The sequence below is a fragment of the Streptomyces sp. NPDC052042 genome (assembly GCF_044548345.1).
GTDB lineage: Bacteria > Actinomycetota > Actinomycetes > Streptomycetales > Streptomycetaceae > Streptomyces.
Genome location: NZ_JBIUBU010000037.1, coordinates 1 through 13,430 on the forward strand (window position 1 = coordinate 1; position 13,430 = coordinate 13,430).

The 13,430-nt window shown below is 68.9% G+C and carries 13 protein-coding genes and 3 pseudogenes; 12 read left to right on the forward strand and 4 right to left on the reverse strand.

The window, feature by feature from the left end:
• The 4 genes and pseudogenes from ACIHCL_RS33725 to ACIHCL_RS33740 form a co-directional block, all read left to right on the forward strand.
• Window positions 1–718, forward strand: a 718-nt coding sequence (locus ACIHCL_RS33725) for an RICIN domain-containing protein (protein ID WP_399868035.1), incomplete at its 5' end; no start/stop codon positions are given.
• A gap of 152 nt (window positions 719–870) precedes the next feature.
• Window positions 871–1,029, forward strand: coding sequence for a hypothetical protein (locus tag ACIHCL_RS33730; RefSeq protein WP_399868036.1), 159 nt, complete (start codon window positions 871–873; stop codon window positions 1,027–1,029).
• A gap of 81 nt (window positions 1,030–1,110) precedes the next feature.
• Window positions 1,111–1,443 carry a glyoxalase superfamily protein gene (locus ACIHCL_RS33735; protein ID WP_399868037.1) on the forward strand — a complete coding sequence of 111 codons (333 nt, stop codon included), beginning with the start codon at window positions 1,111–1,113 and terminating at the stop codon, window positions 1,441–1,443.
• Window positions 1,444–1,480: 37 nt separating this feature from the next.
• Window positions 1,481–2,542: pseudogene (locus tag ACIHCL_RS33740) on the forward strand (IS630 family transposase); the annotation flags it as partial.
• 27 nt (window positions 2,543–2,569) lie between these two features.
• Here ACIHCL_RS33740 and ACIHCL_RS33745 read toward each other — a convergent pair.
• Complete coding sequence (locus tag ACIHCL_RS33745; protein ID WP_399868038.1) at window positions 2,570–2,953, reverse strand: integrase core domain-containing protein; 384 nt, start codon at window positions 2,951–2,953, stop codon at window positions 2,570–2,572.
• A 56-nt stretch (window positions 2,954–3,009) separates the two neighbouring features.
• Here ACIHCL_RS33745 and ACIHCL_RS33750 point away from each other — a divergent pair, with 56 nt between their 5' ends.
• Complete coding sequence (locus ACIHCL_RS33750) at window positions 3,010–3,924, forward strand: DUF885 domain-containing protein (RefSeq protein WP_399868096.1); 915 nt, start codon at window positions 3,010–3,012, stop codon at window positions 3,922–3,924.
• Between the two features lie 85 nt (window positions 3,925–4,009).
• Window positions 4,010–4,516, forward strand: a complete 507-nt coding sequence (locus ACIHCL_RS33755; RefSeq protein WP_399868040.1) for a hypothetical protein — start codon at window positions 4,010–4,012, stop codon at window positions 4,514–4,516.
• Between the two features lie 19 nt (window positions 4,517–4,535).
• Here the strand turns inward: ACIHCL_RS33755 and ACIHCL_RS33760 are convergent, their stop codons facing one another.
• Window positions 4,536–5,003 (reverse strand): winged helix-turn-helix transcriptional regulator, encoded by a 468-nt coding sequence (locus tag ACIHCL_RS33760; RefSeq protein WP_399868042.1) that lies wholly within the window; start codon window positions 5,001–5,003, stop codon window positions 4,536–4,538.
• Window positions 5,004–5,092: 89 nt separating this feature from the next.
• Between ACIHCL_RS33760 and ACIHCL_RS33765 the strand changes: the two genes are divergently transcribed.
• On the forward strand, window positions 5,093–6,322 hold the full coding sequence (locus ACIHCL_RS33765; protein WP_399868044.1) for an MFS transporter: 1,230 nt from the start codon (window positions 5,093–5,095) through the stop codon (window positions 6,320–6,322).
• Window positions 6,323–7,012: 690 nt separating this feature from the next.
• Here the strand turns inward: ACIHCL_RS33765 and ACIHCL_RS33770 are convergent.
• Both ACIHCL_RS33770 and ACIHCL_RS33775 read right to left on the reverse strand, forming a co-directional pair.
• The gene (locus tag ACIHCL_RS33770) at window positions 7,013–7,405 is read right to left on the reverse strand and encodes a helix-turn-helix domain-containing protein (protein ID WP_399868046.1); all 393 of its coding nucleotides are present in this window, start codon (window positions 7,403–7,405) and stop codon (window positions 7,013–7,015) included.
• Window positions 7,402–7,962: a hypothetical protein gene (locus tag ACIHCL_RS33775; RefSeq protein ID WP_399868047.1), complete on the reverse strand. Its 561-nt coding sequence runs from the start codon at window positions 7,960–7,962 to the stop codon at window positions 7,402–7,404. The genes ACIHCL_RS33770 and ACIHCL_RS33775 overlap by 4 nt, the downstream gene beginning before the upstream one ends.
• Window positions 7,963–8,485: 523 nt before the next feature.
• Here ACIHCL_RS33775 and ACIHCL_RS33780 point away from each other — a divergent pair.
• From ACIHCL_RS33780 to ACIHCL_RS33800, 5 genes and pseudogenes are all read left to right on the forward strand, one after another.
• Window positions 8,486–8,755: pseudogene (locus tag ACIHCL_RS33780) on the forward strand (transcriptional regulator); the annotation flags it as partial.
• A gap of 3 nt (window positions 8,756–8,758) precedes the next feature.
• A pseudogene (tpg, locus tag ACIHCL_RS33785) lies at window positions 8,759–9,318 on the forward strand (telomere-protecting terminal protein Tpg).
• 219 nt (window positions 9,319–9,537) lie between these two features.
• Complete coding sequence (locus ACIHCL_RS33790; RefSeq protein WP_399868049.1) at window positions 9,538–10,041, forward strand: tetratricopeptide repeat protein; 504 nt, start codon at window positions 9,538–9,540, stop codon at window positions 10,039–10,041.
• Between the two features lie 180 nt (window positions 10,042–10,221).
• Window positions 10,222–11,754, forward strand: a complete 1,533-nt coding sequence (locus ACIHCL_RS33795; protein ID WP_399868050.1) for a PLP-dependent aminotransferase family protein — start codon at window positions 10,222–10,224, stop codon at window positions 11,752–11,754.
• 476 nt (window positions 11,755–12,230) lie between these two features.
• Window positions 12,231–13,421 (forward strand): cupin domain-containing protein, encoded by a 1,191-nt coding sequence (locus ACIHCL_RS33800; RefSeq protein WP_399868052.1) that lies wholly within the window; start codon window positions 12,231–12,233, stop codon window positions 13,419–13,421.
• The last annotated feature ends 9 nt before the right edge of the window (window positions 13,422–13,430 follow it).

Genomic DNA, 13,430 nt, shown 5'->3' on the forward strand with positions numbered 1-13,430 from the left:
AAGCCCGGGCCCGGCCCCCGCGGCCTCAGCGGACGGCTCCGCCGCGAGCCGTCCCAGCGACACCACTTCGGCTGGCACTCCCACAACGCCGCCCGCAGCCGGGGGCGGACCCGCGCATGGCGGTAACTCGTCGAACGGTGGCGCAGACGGCGCCGGCTCATCCGGCAACGACACCACTGGGGGCTCATCCGGGAATGCATCCGGTGATGCGTCCGGCGGCAACACCACCGGGGGCAAGACCACCGGCGGGTCGGGTGACACGGGCGGCTCCGGCGGCTCGGGCGGCTCGGGCGGAAGTAACGGTTCCAGCGGTTCCGGTGGGACGTCTGGTGGGGCGACCTCGCCGAAACCGCCCGCGCCCAGCGGTTACTTCCAGCTGAGGAACGTCGACAACGGCAAGTGCCTGGCCGTGAACTTCGGCGGCGCCGTGTTCGCCACCTGCGCGGACAGCCCGGCAACCAACTGGACCGCAAAGGCTGGTTCGGGCGGTTCCTACCAGCTGTACAACGAGTCCGCCCGCCAGTGTCTGACTGCCGTGGGCATGCTGCGAATGGCCGACTGCGGCTCCGCGGCCGGCCAGAAATGGCGCACGGGTACCAGTAGCACCCTCGTGAACCTGGGCAGCAGCTGGTGTCTCGTAGGGAGTGCCGGCTGGCCGGCCATGAGGTCCTGCGAGCCGTCGGAGCCTGCTCAGCACTGGGCGAGGGAGCGATCCTAGTGCCCTGAGTCTCTCTAGTGTGATGCGCCGGAAATCCTGAGGATTATTAAATACCCTATTGCCATGTCGCATCCGGGCCCTTCTGCTGTGGTGTCGAGCGGTGGTCCGGCCTGCTGACCGACAAGCTCATCCGCCGCGGCGTCCACAAGTCCGTGAAGGCTCTGGAGCACGACATCACCGCGTGGATCGACACCTGGAACGAGAACCCGCGGCCCTTCACCTGGACGAAGACTGCCGACGAGATCCTCAACTCCCTCGCCGACTACCTCACCAAGGTCGGAACCACCGGCCAGCCAACAGAGCAGAACTAACCCTTAGGATTTCCGGCGCATCACACTAGTGCCGCGGCAGGCAACGTTCGCCCTGTCGGCTGCTCTGGGATGATGGGGCACATGGACGAGGAAGTCATCCCGATTCTTCACGTCAAGGATGCCGCTGTGGCGGTTGCGTGGTACGACCGTCTGGGCTTCATCCAGCAGTGGGAACATCGCTTCGAACCGGGACTTCCCGCGTTCGTGGAGGTGGCCCGTGGCCGGGTGAGGTTGTTCTTGTCGGAGCACAACGGCGACGCCCGCCCCGATACGTTGGTGTACCTCCGCGTCCGTGATGTCGACGCCATCGCGGACGAGTTCGGTGTTCAGGCGGAGGTCGCTCCGTGGGCGCGCGAGATTGAGCTGCGTGATCCTGACGGTAACCGGCTGCGCGTGGGCACGCCTGCGGAATGAATGCTCTCGGCTGGCGTGTGGCAGCGAAACTGTGCTGGTGGCAGAACGAGTGCGTGTTCGTGAGATCAGTGACGACGAGGGGAAACGTCTCCTGCGGATCCTCCGCCGGGGTACCGGTTCGGTGGTGACCTGGCGGCGGGCCCAGATGGTGCTGCTGTCCGCGCAGGGCATGTCCGTGGCGAAGATCGCCGAGGTGACATTCACCAGCGCGGACCGGGTCCGGGACGTGATCCACAACTTCAACGCCGACGGCTTTGAGGCGCTTTACCCGAAGTACAAGGGCGGCCGGCCGAGAACCTTCACGCTTCCTGAGCGCCGGGAGATCAAGAAGATCGCCAAGTCCAGGCCGATCGAGCACGGCTTGCCGTTCTCGGTCTGGAGCCTGGTCAAACTGGCCGACTTCCTGGTCGCCGAGGGGGTGGTCGACGACATCAGCCACGAGGGCCTTCGGGCCCTGCTCCGCGAGGAGGGCGTCTCCTTTCAACGCGTGAAGACCTGGAAGGCCTCCCGCGACCCCGACTACGCCGCCAAGAAGGCCCGCATCGAGCATCTCTACGCGATCGCCGACGGCGAGGTCATACCCGAGGAAGACGAGCCCGAAGTCGTCTTCTGCATGGACGAGTTCGGGCCGCTCAACCTCCAGCCCCACCCCGGCCGACAGTGGGCCGAACGAGGCGGCAAGGGAAAGGACCCCCACCGTGAGCCCCGGCCCCGGCGGCGGGCGACCTACACCCGCCCGCACGGGGTCCGGCACCTGTTCGCCGCCTACGACCTCGCCAAGGACCACCTTTACGGGCACGTCAAGAAGACCAAGAACAGATCGAAGTTCCTAGAGTTCTGCCGCTACCTGCGCTCACTGCACCCGACAGACGTACGCATTGCGATCGTCTGTGACAACTACTCCCCGCACCTGACGACGAAACGATGCCAGCGGGTCGCGACGTGGGCGGCGGCGAACAACGTCGAGATCGCCTACACCCCGACCAACAGCTCCTGGCTCAACCGGATCGAGGCCCAGTTCACCGCCCTGCGCTACTTCACCCTCGACGGCACCGACCACACCAGCCACAAGGAACAGGGAAGCATGATCCGCCGCTACTGAACCGCCCCGGGTTCGGTAGAGATCTCAGATTGTGGTTGTGACCTGGGGTTTTGTCAGTTCCGTGTAGTAGTTGGTCTCGTACTCGACGGGTGGGACGTGGCCTATCTCACCGTGCAGGCGTCGGTGGCAGTACCAGTCGACCCACTCGGCGGTGGCCAGTTCGACCTGGGAGAGGGTCTTCCAAGGCCGCTGCGGCTTGATCAACTCGGTTTTGAACAGGCCGATCGTGCTCTCCATCAGGGCGTTGTCGTATGCATCGCCGACGGAGCCGATCGAGGCCGCGATGCCGGCCGCGTCCAGGTGCTCGGCCAGCCGGAAACTGGTGTACTGGCTGCCCGCGTCGCTGTGGTGTATCAACTCGCCGCGAACGTGAGGGTGTTCATCGCGGTCGCGCTGCCACAGCGCCATCTCCAGGGCGTCCAGGACGAGCTGGGTCTCCTTCGACGTCGTGGCGGATCGACCGGATCCAGCGGGAGATGACCGCCACGGCCGCCCTCATCGCCCCCGGCGAACCCGTGCCCGCCGTCCTCGCGGCCCTCGACCACGACCCACGCCACCGGATCACGGGCGCCGAGGCGTTCCGCGACTGGCTCCAGGAACTCGCCGACACCGCTATCGCCGACCTCGACGGCACCCACTTCGCCATCCCCGGGGCCCTGCGGCGCATCGACTGCCGGATCGCCCCCGGCGACGGCCCCGCCGTCTACCTGGCCCCCAGCGAGGACCTGTCACGCCCCGGCACGATCTGGTGGTCCCGCCCCGACCCCGACGCCCCCGTCCCGACCTGGACCGTACCGGGCACCATGTTCCACGAGGGCGTCCCGGGCCACCACCTCCAACTGGGCACCACCACCCTCAACACGACCACCCTCAACCGATTCCAGCGACTCTCCAGCGAACTCCACCCCGGCCACTGCGAAGGCTGGGGCCTGTACGCCGAACGGCTCATGGAGGAACTCGGCCACTTCGCCGACCCCGCCCACCGCCTCGGCATGCTGGCCACCGGACAACTGCTCCGCGCCGCACGAGTCGTCCTGGACATCGGACTGCACCTGCGCCTCCCCATCCCCGCGGGCACCGGCTTCCACGAGGGCGAGCGCTGGACCCCCCGACTGGCCCACGCGTTCCTCACCGGACACTGCGGTCTCGGCCCGCCCTCCTTCGTCGCCTTCGAGATCGACCGGTACCTGGGCCGCCCCGGCCAGGCCCTCGCCTACAAACTGGGCGAGAAGGTATGGCTGGAATCGCGCGAGGCGGCCCGCCGCCGCGACGGCGCCTCCTTCGACCTCGCACGCTTCCACCACCACGCCCTGAACCTGGGGCCGATGGGCCTGGACCTGCTGCGCACCGAACTGACGCGTGCGGACCGTGCCCACTGACCGCCACCGCCCGGGACCCCGCCCGCACGGCCCCCCGGCGAGCACACCCCAGGGCGGGGAGACGAGCGAACGGACGATCGCGGCGGTGGGCCACGCCGACCTGACCCCCGACACCTGGAAGCTGATACGGGGCGAACTGCGGGAACGCCTGGAAGGGCTCCCGCAGGACACGACCGGACTCGTCCGCGCGGGCGCCGGAGTACCGCCGGTCTTCGGGCGCCTGATGCGCGAGACCGGCCGACGCCTGGTCGTCCTCCTCCCGGAACGGTCCGAGGTCCTCGCCGACGCGCCGCCCCGCGACCGGGAGGCCCACCGCGAGCTGCTGGCCCTCGCCGAGGGGATCCGGATGCTGCCCTTCGACCCGCTGGACCGGGACGCCCGCGTGAGCGCGGACGAACAGCTCGTCGGCGGCTGCGCCCGGCTGCTGGCCGTCTGGGACGGCTCGCCGTCCAGCGGCCGGGACGCCACCGCCCATCTGGTGGCCTACGCCCGCGCCCGGGGCATCCCGGTGGAGGTCGTATGGCCCCCGGGCGCGGCCCGTGAGCAGGTCGGCGCCGTCTCCTCGCTCCGCGAGCGTGGATCCGGACGCTGACCATCACCTCACGAACACCTCACCGATTTCCCTCGGTTTTCCGTACGTGGGTGGTGTCGGCGCCGAGGAGCGCGCCGCCGGCACCGGTCGGGGTCACCTCGGGCACCGGGACGGAGTGCTCGTCGACCAGGGTGGAGTGCGGCTCGCCGGGATCGAAGGCGTGCCGCTCCCCCCACTGGCGCAGCGTGAGCAGTACGGGGAAGAGATCGCGTCCGCTGTCGGTGAGCACGTACTCCAGCCGACGGCCCGTGGGCGCGGTCTGCTGGGTGAGGACGCCGTGGGCGCTGAGCTTGCGCAGCCGGTCGCTGAGGATGTTGCGGGCGATGCCGGTGCGCCGCTGGAACTCGGTGAAGGAACGCGCCCCGTCCATCGCGTCCCGGATGACCAGCAGGCTCCAGCGGTCGCCGACCAGGTCGAGCGTACGGGCGACAGGACAGTCGGGGTCGGTCCAGGCGGGGCTCGGAGCGCCGGTGGAGGAGCGCGGCATGACACCTCCTAGATGAGTTGCGTATCGAGACCATCATGCCCTACGGTCAAATTGGTTTCACTTTGCTACTTATCTCGGATGGGAGTGCGATGGACGTCTGGCGACGGTTACTGCTGGCGATCATCTGTGGAGTCGCGGTGGCGAGCGTCTACGCCGCGCAGCCCGTGCTGGCACCGATGGGCGAAAGCCTCGGGGTCTCCGCAGGACAACTCGGATGGATCGTCTCGGTCGGCCAGTTCGGCTACCTGGCCGGACTGGTCCTGCTCGTACCGCTCGGCGACGTGGTCGCCAACAGGAGCCAGCTCATCGCCGTACACCTGGCGATCATTGCGGTCGGCCTCATCCTCACGGCCACGGCATCGGCCGCCTGGATGGCGTTCGCGGGCCTCGCGCTGGCCGGCATGTTCGCGGTCGTCGTACAGACCACGGTGGCCTACGCCGCCTCGGTCTCACCCCCCGAGGAACGCGGCCGGAACATCGGCGTCGTCACCTCCGGCGTGGTGGTCGGCATCCTCGGCGCCCGCGTCGTCACCGGACTCCTCGCCGACCACTGGGGCTGGCGCAGCATCTACGCCGTCCTCGGCGTCCTGGCACTCGGCCTCGCCGCCCTCGTCCTGCGCGCCCTGCCCCCCGAAGGCGCCGCCCGCCGCCCTACCGGGTACCGGCAGGCCGTCGTCTCCCTCGGCGGCCTGTTCGGACAGCGGCTCTTCCTGACCCGCGGCTTCATCGCGTTCTTCCTGTTCGCGTCGTTCGGAACGCTGTGGAGCGGACTGTCCCTGCCTCTGGCGGACGCACCCTGGCACCTGAGCGAGAGCCAGATCGGCATGTTCGGTGTCGCCGGGCTCGCCGGAGCCCTCGGCGCCGCCCGCGCCGGACGGTGGGTCGACGCCGGACGGGCGATCCCGATGGCCGGCCTCGCGCTGGTCCTCCTCATCGTCTCCTGGACCGCGACCGCGCAACTCACCCGGTCCCTGTGGCTGCTCGTCGTCGGCGTCATCGTCCTCGACTTCGCCGTCCAGGTCGTCCACGTGAGCAACCAGCACATGCTCACCACCGCCCACCCGGACCGCACCAGCGGTGTCATCGGCGGCTACATGGTCTTCTACTCCCTCGGCTCCGCCCTCGGCGCGGCCGCCACCACCTCCGTCTTCACCTCCCACGGATGGGCCGGATCCAGCCTCCTCGGAGCCGGATTCGCGGCCTGCGCGCTGATCGTCTGGGCGGCGGGCGGCGGCCTGGCGGCCAAGACCAGGGGAGACCTCCGCCCCGAGACCGCGGACACCGGACAGGAGGAACGACGGAAGGCGGAAACCGCCTAGCTAGGCGTCGCTGTACTGCCCCTCGGCGAGGAAGGACCGGACCTCGGCGGACCGCTGCCCACCCTGCAGATCGTCGGGCCCCGGATACGTGCCCGTATCGTCCTCGCCTGGCCGGCCACCGGACCCGCGAGCCCTGCGGCCCAGGCGCTCCTCGACCGCCTCCGTGAGGCCCTGGTGAACGCCCCCACGCGGTAGGGCAGGAGAACGTCCCTTTCGATTCTTGCCCGGCTGTTCGGTCAGGCAAGAATCGAAAGAGACCCTCTGACGCGACATGCCGGAAGGGTGCTCTCAGAACTCGCCGATACTCCAGGCGCCCGCAACGAGCAAGTGCTCTCCACACTGAGCTACAAGCGTTCTCGGTTCCCGCCTACGTAGCCACAACGGGGGATGCGAAGGCCGTCGCGGCCGCTGCATAGCATCGCAGATCTGCGATGTTCCGGGTGAGATCCATTCACAGCTGCTGCATGGATCGCGAAGCAGCAGTGCCCCCGCACGGAACGGTTGCCCTCTGCTTTCCAGCACCGGAACCGCCGTGCACGCGGCCGGTCGGACGTCGACTGTTCTGGAGATCCAGAACAAAGTGGTTGCCCTGGTGCTACCGCCCCGCCGGGCCGCGAGGCGCTGTCCTCGGGGTCTCCCCACACGCGAAAGCGGCGCCGCACGAGGGGTGCGACGCCGCAGGGCACTGCTTCAGAGGGTCAGCGTTTGCGCCGGGACGTCCTGGAAGTCCGGGTCATCGAACCGGTCGTCGTCGTCCATCGCTCCGATCGCCGCCAGCTGGTCCGCGGGTGTGCGAAAGCCGGCGATGAGGGGGCTGAGCCGGTAGACGCCGTTCCCTTCCTTCCAGACCATCTGGGCGAAGCCGAGGTGCTGAAGGCCGCGGGTGACCTTCGAGCGGCTCAGCCCGACGTGCTGAGCAATGACGTCCTGAGTGGCCACGCAGCGCCCGCCGGGCTCCTGGCGTCCCAGGAGGTGCAGCAGGACCGAGTATGCGGCCGGCGGCATGCCCCTGGGAGTGAAGGCGAGGGCGTTGTTGGCCGTCCAGACGTACTCGGGGATCATGCTTTCCACGGAGATCGTCATGACGTCCCATCCTCCTCCGGCCGCGCCTGTCGGGCTGCAGCTCGGGCCCGTGCTCGGGCCTTGTCCTCCCGGGGCGGCTTCTTCTCCGGGTCCGGCAGCCTCCGCAACTCGCGGAAAGCGTCTGGCAGGTCCTCATTCTCTTCGATCGCGTCCAGCAGCGAGAGCTGGTCGACCTTCATGGTGCCCGCCACACGCAGACCGGGCTTCGGCTCGATGGGCACCCTGCCGCCCCTCAGCGTCAGCCTGGGGTGCAACTGGTACGTGCCCGCCTTGAGCTTGACGACCACTCCGATCTGCCCGGCCTCCTTGAGCGACCGGGAGATCTGCGACTGCTTCACCTTCAGCAGCTCCGCCAGCTCCGTCTGCGTCGCCTCGACGGTCCCACCGGGCTTCTGCATGCCCATCATCCGCACGATCAGCCGAAGTGACACCAGGTCGTCGCGGTAGTAGTCGGCGAGCCAGCACAGAAACACCTGGCTGTCCATGACGAAGTCCTCGTCCAGGAACCCGTCGCTGGTGACCGGCGGCTCCACCGAGGCCCGGTAGCCGTCCGGCAAGTTGACTACGTTCGCCTGCCGCAGCGCCCCGGGCATCCGGAAAGCACTCGGGGGCGGCGGGGGAGGAGCGTTGGCCGGGGCCGGCCTCCGCCGCGGCTGCTGCTGCGGCTGTGCCGTCATCGGGTGGCTCCGCTCCTCATGATCAGTAGGTGTGGCCGCAGCGTACTGGATTGTGCCCCTCCTGCACTTTCCTGTTCCCCAGATGCACTTTCCGCGTGCCGTTATCACCCGGGGGTGATTTCTCCCCCCTCCCTCCACATCGACCAGGGCGCGACCCCGCCCCGCAGTTTGTGCCCCACGTGCACAATCCGCATCACGCCCACCGAGACCCTGGCCGTCACAATGTGCACCTGAGGCACAAACAAGGGTCGTTTTACAACCCCGGGGTGATAACCCGGACCCTGATTTATCACCCCGGGGTGATACTCCTGAGCCCCCAAAAATGCGCTGACCTGCGGAAACGTCGATCTCTCTTCCCCCTCTAGAGCGTGCGCGCACGTGATACCGGAAGATGGCCAGGCTCGCCACCCTGACCGGGCTGTACCCGCTGGCGGTGAATTCGGACTGTGCCGTCTACGCCAGCCGCGGCCCCTGTCCGCTGGACTTCCTGCCGTCCAACGGCGACGGCACCCCGGTGTATGGCACCTTCCGTCTTGGCGCGAACCCGGGCTTCTGCAAGCTGGAGGGCGTGGCTGAGATGGCCTGGGCGGTCGACCTGATCGAGCAGGGCCACAACCTCGCCCGCCACATCAAGGGCGACGGCCACGACGCCGTCCTGGACGAAGGGGAGTGACCCGTGGCGGGAGAGATCGACGACGCCCTGGAGCAGTCCGGCTACGAGCACATCACCAAGCCGCCGCCGAAGACCGCACCCGCGCAGATGCGGCTGCTGGCGAAGGCGGAGAAAGGTTCCACGAAAGCGGTGGCGCACCGTCTTGGCGTCTCACAGCGGCAGGTGGAACGCTATCTCGCCGGGCAGGCCAAGAACCCCCGCCCGGCGCTGAAGGCGGCGCTGGAGCGGGAGTCGGCCAAGGTGTGGCAGCCGCGCGTACGGCAGCAGGCCCGCAAGAGGGCCGCGACCAGCGCTGGCATCACCGTGGAGACTCGGGCCCGGTTCGGCTACACCGCGCCGATCGGCACCACCGACGACGGCCGGATGCGCCGGCTGACCGTCCACCTCCCCCGGAATACGCCCGCCGCCTGTTCGACGCCCAGCAGCAGGGTGCCACCGACCAGCACATGCGTGACATCGTCGCCGAAGGACTGCAGGAGGTGTACTTCAAGGACGGCGGACGCCGCGCCACGGGCCTTGAGGTCGCCCTCACCGACATCGACTATTTCGATGTCTCATTTTGACAAGGCCTGGTCTCGGGCCGCGCGGCTGTGCCGGGGTATGCCGAAGCTCGATAGCTGCCACACAGGCAGGCTTGTTGTCACCAAGATCGTTGGGCGCGATGCGCCTGCACGGTGACGGGATCCTGCGCATCCCTTGGGGGAGCTTCTTCAGCTTCAGGTGCGACTGGGTGTACTCGAACAGCCTTGATGGACATCGGACTTCTCTGTGAAGCTATGGCGATGACCACCACACCAGCATGGGAGCAGCGCTCCGCCGACCTGTGGGCCGCCATCGGCGGCTTCGCCCCCGCCGACTTCCGCGCGAAGATCGGGGCGCTGGCCGACGAACTCCCCGAGGGCCACCCGGTCGCGTACTTCGAGCGTGCGTCGGCGAACGACTCGACCGGCGAGGGTGAGGCGGCCGTACCGCTCTACCGGAAGGCGCTGGAGGCCGGGCTGACCGGCGAGCGCAGGCGGCGGGCCGTGATCCAGATGGCGAGTACGCTGCGCGCGCTCGGGGACGCCGAGACGAGCATCGAACTGCTTACCGCGGAGCGGGACAACGGTTCCGACCACCTTGACGATGCGGTCTCCGCCTTCCTGGCGCTCGCGCTGATCGACGCCGGCCGGGAACGCGAGGCGGCCGCGCTGGCCCTGGGAGCGCTCTCCAAGCACCTGCCGCGCTACAACCGCTCCCTCGCGAACTACGCGAAGATCGCGATCGGCGAGGAGCCGACGGCCTGAGAGCCGGACCCCGGCTCCATGGCCCTCCAGGGACTTCGGTCCCGCCCTCGTGGCATCTCCACCGGGGGCGGGGCCGTTCCCACCCCGCCCCGCGGCCAACACGTACGCGCGCGCATGGTGTTCAACTTCCAGGCAAGGCGGCCGAGTCGGCGGAATCGGTAGGTTGAGTACCGGGCGCTGATGCCTGGGAAGAGGGCCGCGGGGATGGGGCAGAAGCAGCAGGTGCGGGGTGCGGTGATTTCGGCCGGGCGGCTCGGGGAGCTGCTGGCGGACATGATCACCGGACGCCCCGCCTACCGGCATCTTGCAGGGGCCGTCCGCATGCTCATCCTCGACGGCCAGATCGCCGTCGACGCCCGGCTGCCCGCGGAACGGGAGCTGGCCCCCGCACTCGCGCTGAGCCGCACCACCATCAGCGCCGCCTACGAACTGCTGCGCAAGAGCGGGTACGCCCGCAGCCGGCGCGGATCCGGCACCTGGACCGCACTGCCCGAAGGGGCGCTTCCCGCAGAGGAATCGGAGCCGGACGCCGCGCCGCTTCGCCCCCCGGGCAGCGCCGCGCTGCTGCCGCCGCCGGAGAGCGTCGTCGACCTCGCCACGGCCGCGCTGTCGATGCCCCAGGATGTGCTCGCCCGGGATCTCGCCGAGGCGGCCCTGCGGCTACCGCACCGCGCCCGCACCCCCGGCTACCACCCTTACGGGCTGCCCGAGCTGCGGAGTGCCGTCGCCGCCCGCTACACAGCCCGCGGCCTGCCCACGGACCGGGAGCAGATCCTCATCACCGCGGGCGCGCAGCAGGCTCTGAGCCTCACAGTGTCGCTGCTGTGCGGCCCCGGCGATCGGGTGCTCGTGGAGAGCCCGTCGTACCCGAACGCACTCGACGCGATCCGGCGCGCCCATCTGCGCCCCGTTCCGGTGCCGGTCACCGAGGACGGCTGGGACGGCGAGGTACTCACCTCCGCCCTGCGCCAGAGCGTGCCGCGACTGGCGTATCTCATCCCTGCCTTCCACAACCCCACCGGCAGCCTGATGCCGCCCGACCAGTGTGCCGAGGTGCTCTGCGCTACCCGCCGGCCCGGCACCTGGCTCGTCGTCGACGAGACACTCGCCGACATAGCTCTGGACACCGGGCCGCCGCCGCCGTTCGCCGCGTACGGGGCCGGCGGCGGGGCAGACCACGTCATCTCCGTCGGCTCGCTCAGCAAGTGCTACTGGGGCGGGCTGCGGGTCGGCTGGCTGCGCGCCTCACCGCGGCTCGTTGCCGAACTGGCCGAGCTGCGGGCGACGGTGGACGTCTCGGGCTCCGTGCTGGACCAACTGCTCGCCCTGTCGCTGCTGGATCGCGGGGACGGCTGGCTGGCCGACCGGGTCGACCAGGTGCGGCGCAGGCGCCAGGCACTCGTCACCGCGCTGGAGCACCATCTGCCGTACTGGTCCTGGCGGTTGCCGCCGGGCGGTCTGTCGTTGTGGGTGGATCTGGGGCGGCCTGTCGCCTCCGCCCTCGCCGAACGGGCCCTCGCGCACGGGGTGCGCATCGGGTCGGGGGCGCGCTTCGGCGGCGAACCGGGGCTCTACGAGCACCGGCTGCGCATCCCGTACACGCTGCCTCCCGCCGCGCTCGGGGAGGCCGTACGGCGGCTGGCGGTTTCCCTGGACGCCGATCCGCCGCCCGTGTCGGGCGCGGCCCGCTCCCGCAGCGACTGGGTGGCCTGAGACCCCGGCACCACAGGGCCGCACCGGCCACCGCGCATCGCGTCCAACTGCGTACGTCCGCAGTTGGACGCGATTTTTCATGTGCGCGCCCCTGTTCATATTCAACTTCGCATTTCAAGGGACTCTGAGAATCAGTGCGCCGATCTGTTCGCCGAAATGTTCAACTCGCCTAGTCTGCTGTCTTGTTCAGCTTTCCGCCGATTGACGCATGCGGTCCTGCCGGGCGAATATTTCGTCACCGCCGAAAACGGCGGCGGAAAACGAAAAGAGGAGTGAGCAACATGGAGAACACCGTGGAGTTCGACGACATCGAGTTCATCGAGACCTCTGCCGAGCTGCTGGCGACGTCGTACTACGTCAACATCCAGTAATTGCCTGCTGCGGCCGGAGGGGCGGGATTCATCGTCACTGCCCCTCCGCCGCATCATGCGCGGCTGTTGTTCGTTCCACGCCAACGCGCACCGGAAGGAAAGAAGATGAACAACTACACGTTCGAAGATCTGGTGGGGGACGAAAAGGTCTTCTTTGCCGAGTACTTCAACAAGAAGCCCATGTTGCGGAAGGCCACCATGCCGGGGGATGTGCGCGACATCCTCTCCATCCGCAAGCTCGACGAACTGCTGCACCTCGAAGTCGTCCGGCCGCCCTATATCAAGGTGAATCACAACGGTTCCGGCGTCCCCGAGAAGGGCTACACGCGCAGCGTCGTCGTCCAGGGCGTCAATATAACCGACACGGTCGTGCCGGAGAAGATCTACGAGCTCTTCCGCGCCGGTGCCACCGTCACCTGGTGCTCGCTCAACCAGATCGTCCCCGAACTGCGCGACTTCACCCGCGTCATCAGCGACAAGATGGCCGTCAGGACCGATGTCGTCGGCTTTATGACCCCCACCAAGAAGCGGGGTTACCTGCCGCACCACGACCCGGTCGACCTCTTCATCGTCCAGCTCGAGGGCACCAAGCGGTGGAAGCTGTGGAACCCGCCGGCCGAGCGCCTGGGCGACAACGCCTCCTACACCGACGAGCAACTCGGCGAGCCGGCCATCGAGGTCCTGCTGGAACCGGGCGACGTCCTGTACCTGCCGTACAACACCCCGCATGCGGCCGCCGCCGAGGACCAGGTGTCGCTGCACCTGTCGATCATGATGCGCCCCCGCATGTGGAAGGACCTGCTGCGGGAGACCTTCGAACAGGTCGCCTCCGACCCGGAGTTCAACGAGTACCCGCACATCGGGGAGCTGCGGGACTCGAGCGTGGAGTCGCTGTTCCGGCAGAAGATCACCTCGCTCGCCGCCCGCATGGAGTCCCTGGACGCCGGCCACGAGCTGGACCGGCTCGCCGACCTGGGCCGCCATATGCCGGGCACCTCCCACGGCACCACGTTCCAGACCATCGCCGCGACGGACGGACTCACCCCGGACGCGCTGCTGCGCCGTACCGCGGCGGCCGTGGAGTTCGGCGCGAACGAGGGCGGCCGTACCCAGATGACCGTCAACGGTCACAAGATCGCCGTGCCGGCCCCGGTGGCCGAGAGGCTCGCGGGCCTCGGCGACGGCGAGCCGGTCCCCGCGGGCGAGATCTTCCCGGGTGTTCCCGCGGAACGTGCGACGAAGGCCGCCCAGGGCCTGACCCGGCTCGGCGTGCTCGAGGTTGCAGGGGCGCGCTGACCGCGTCCG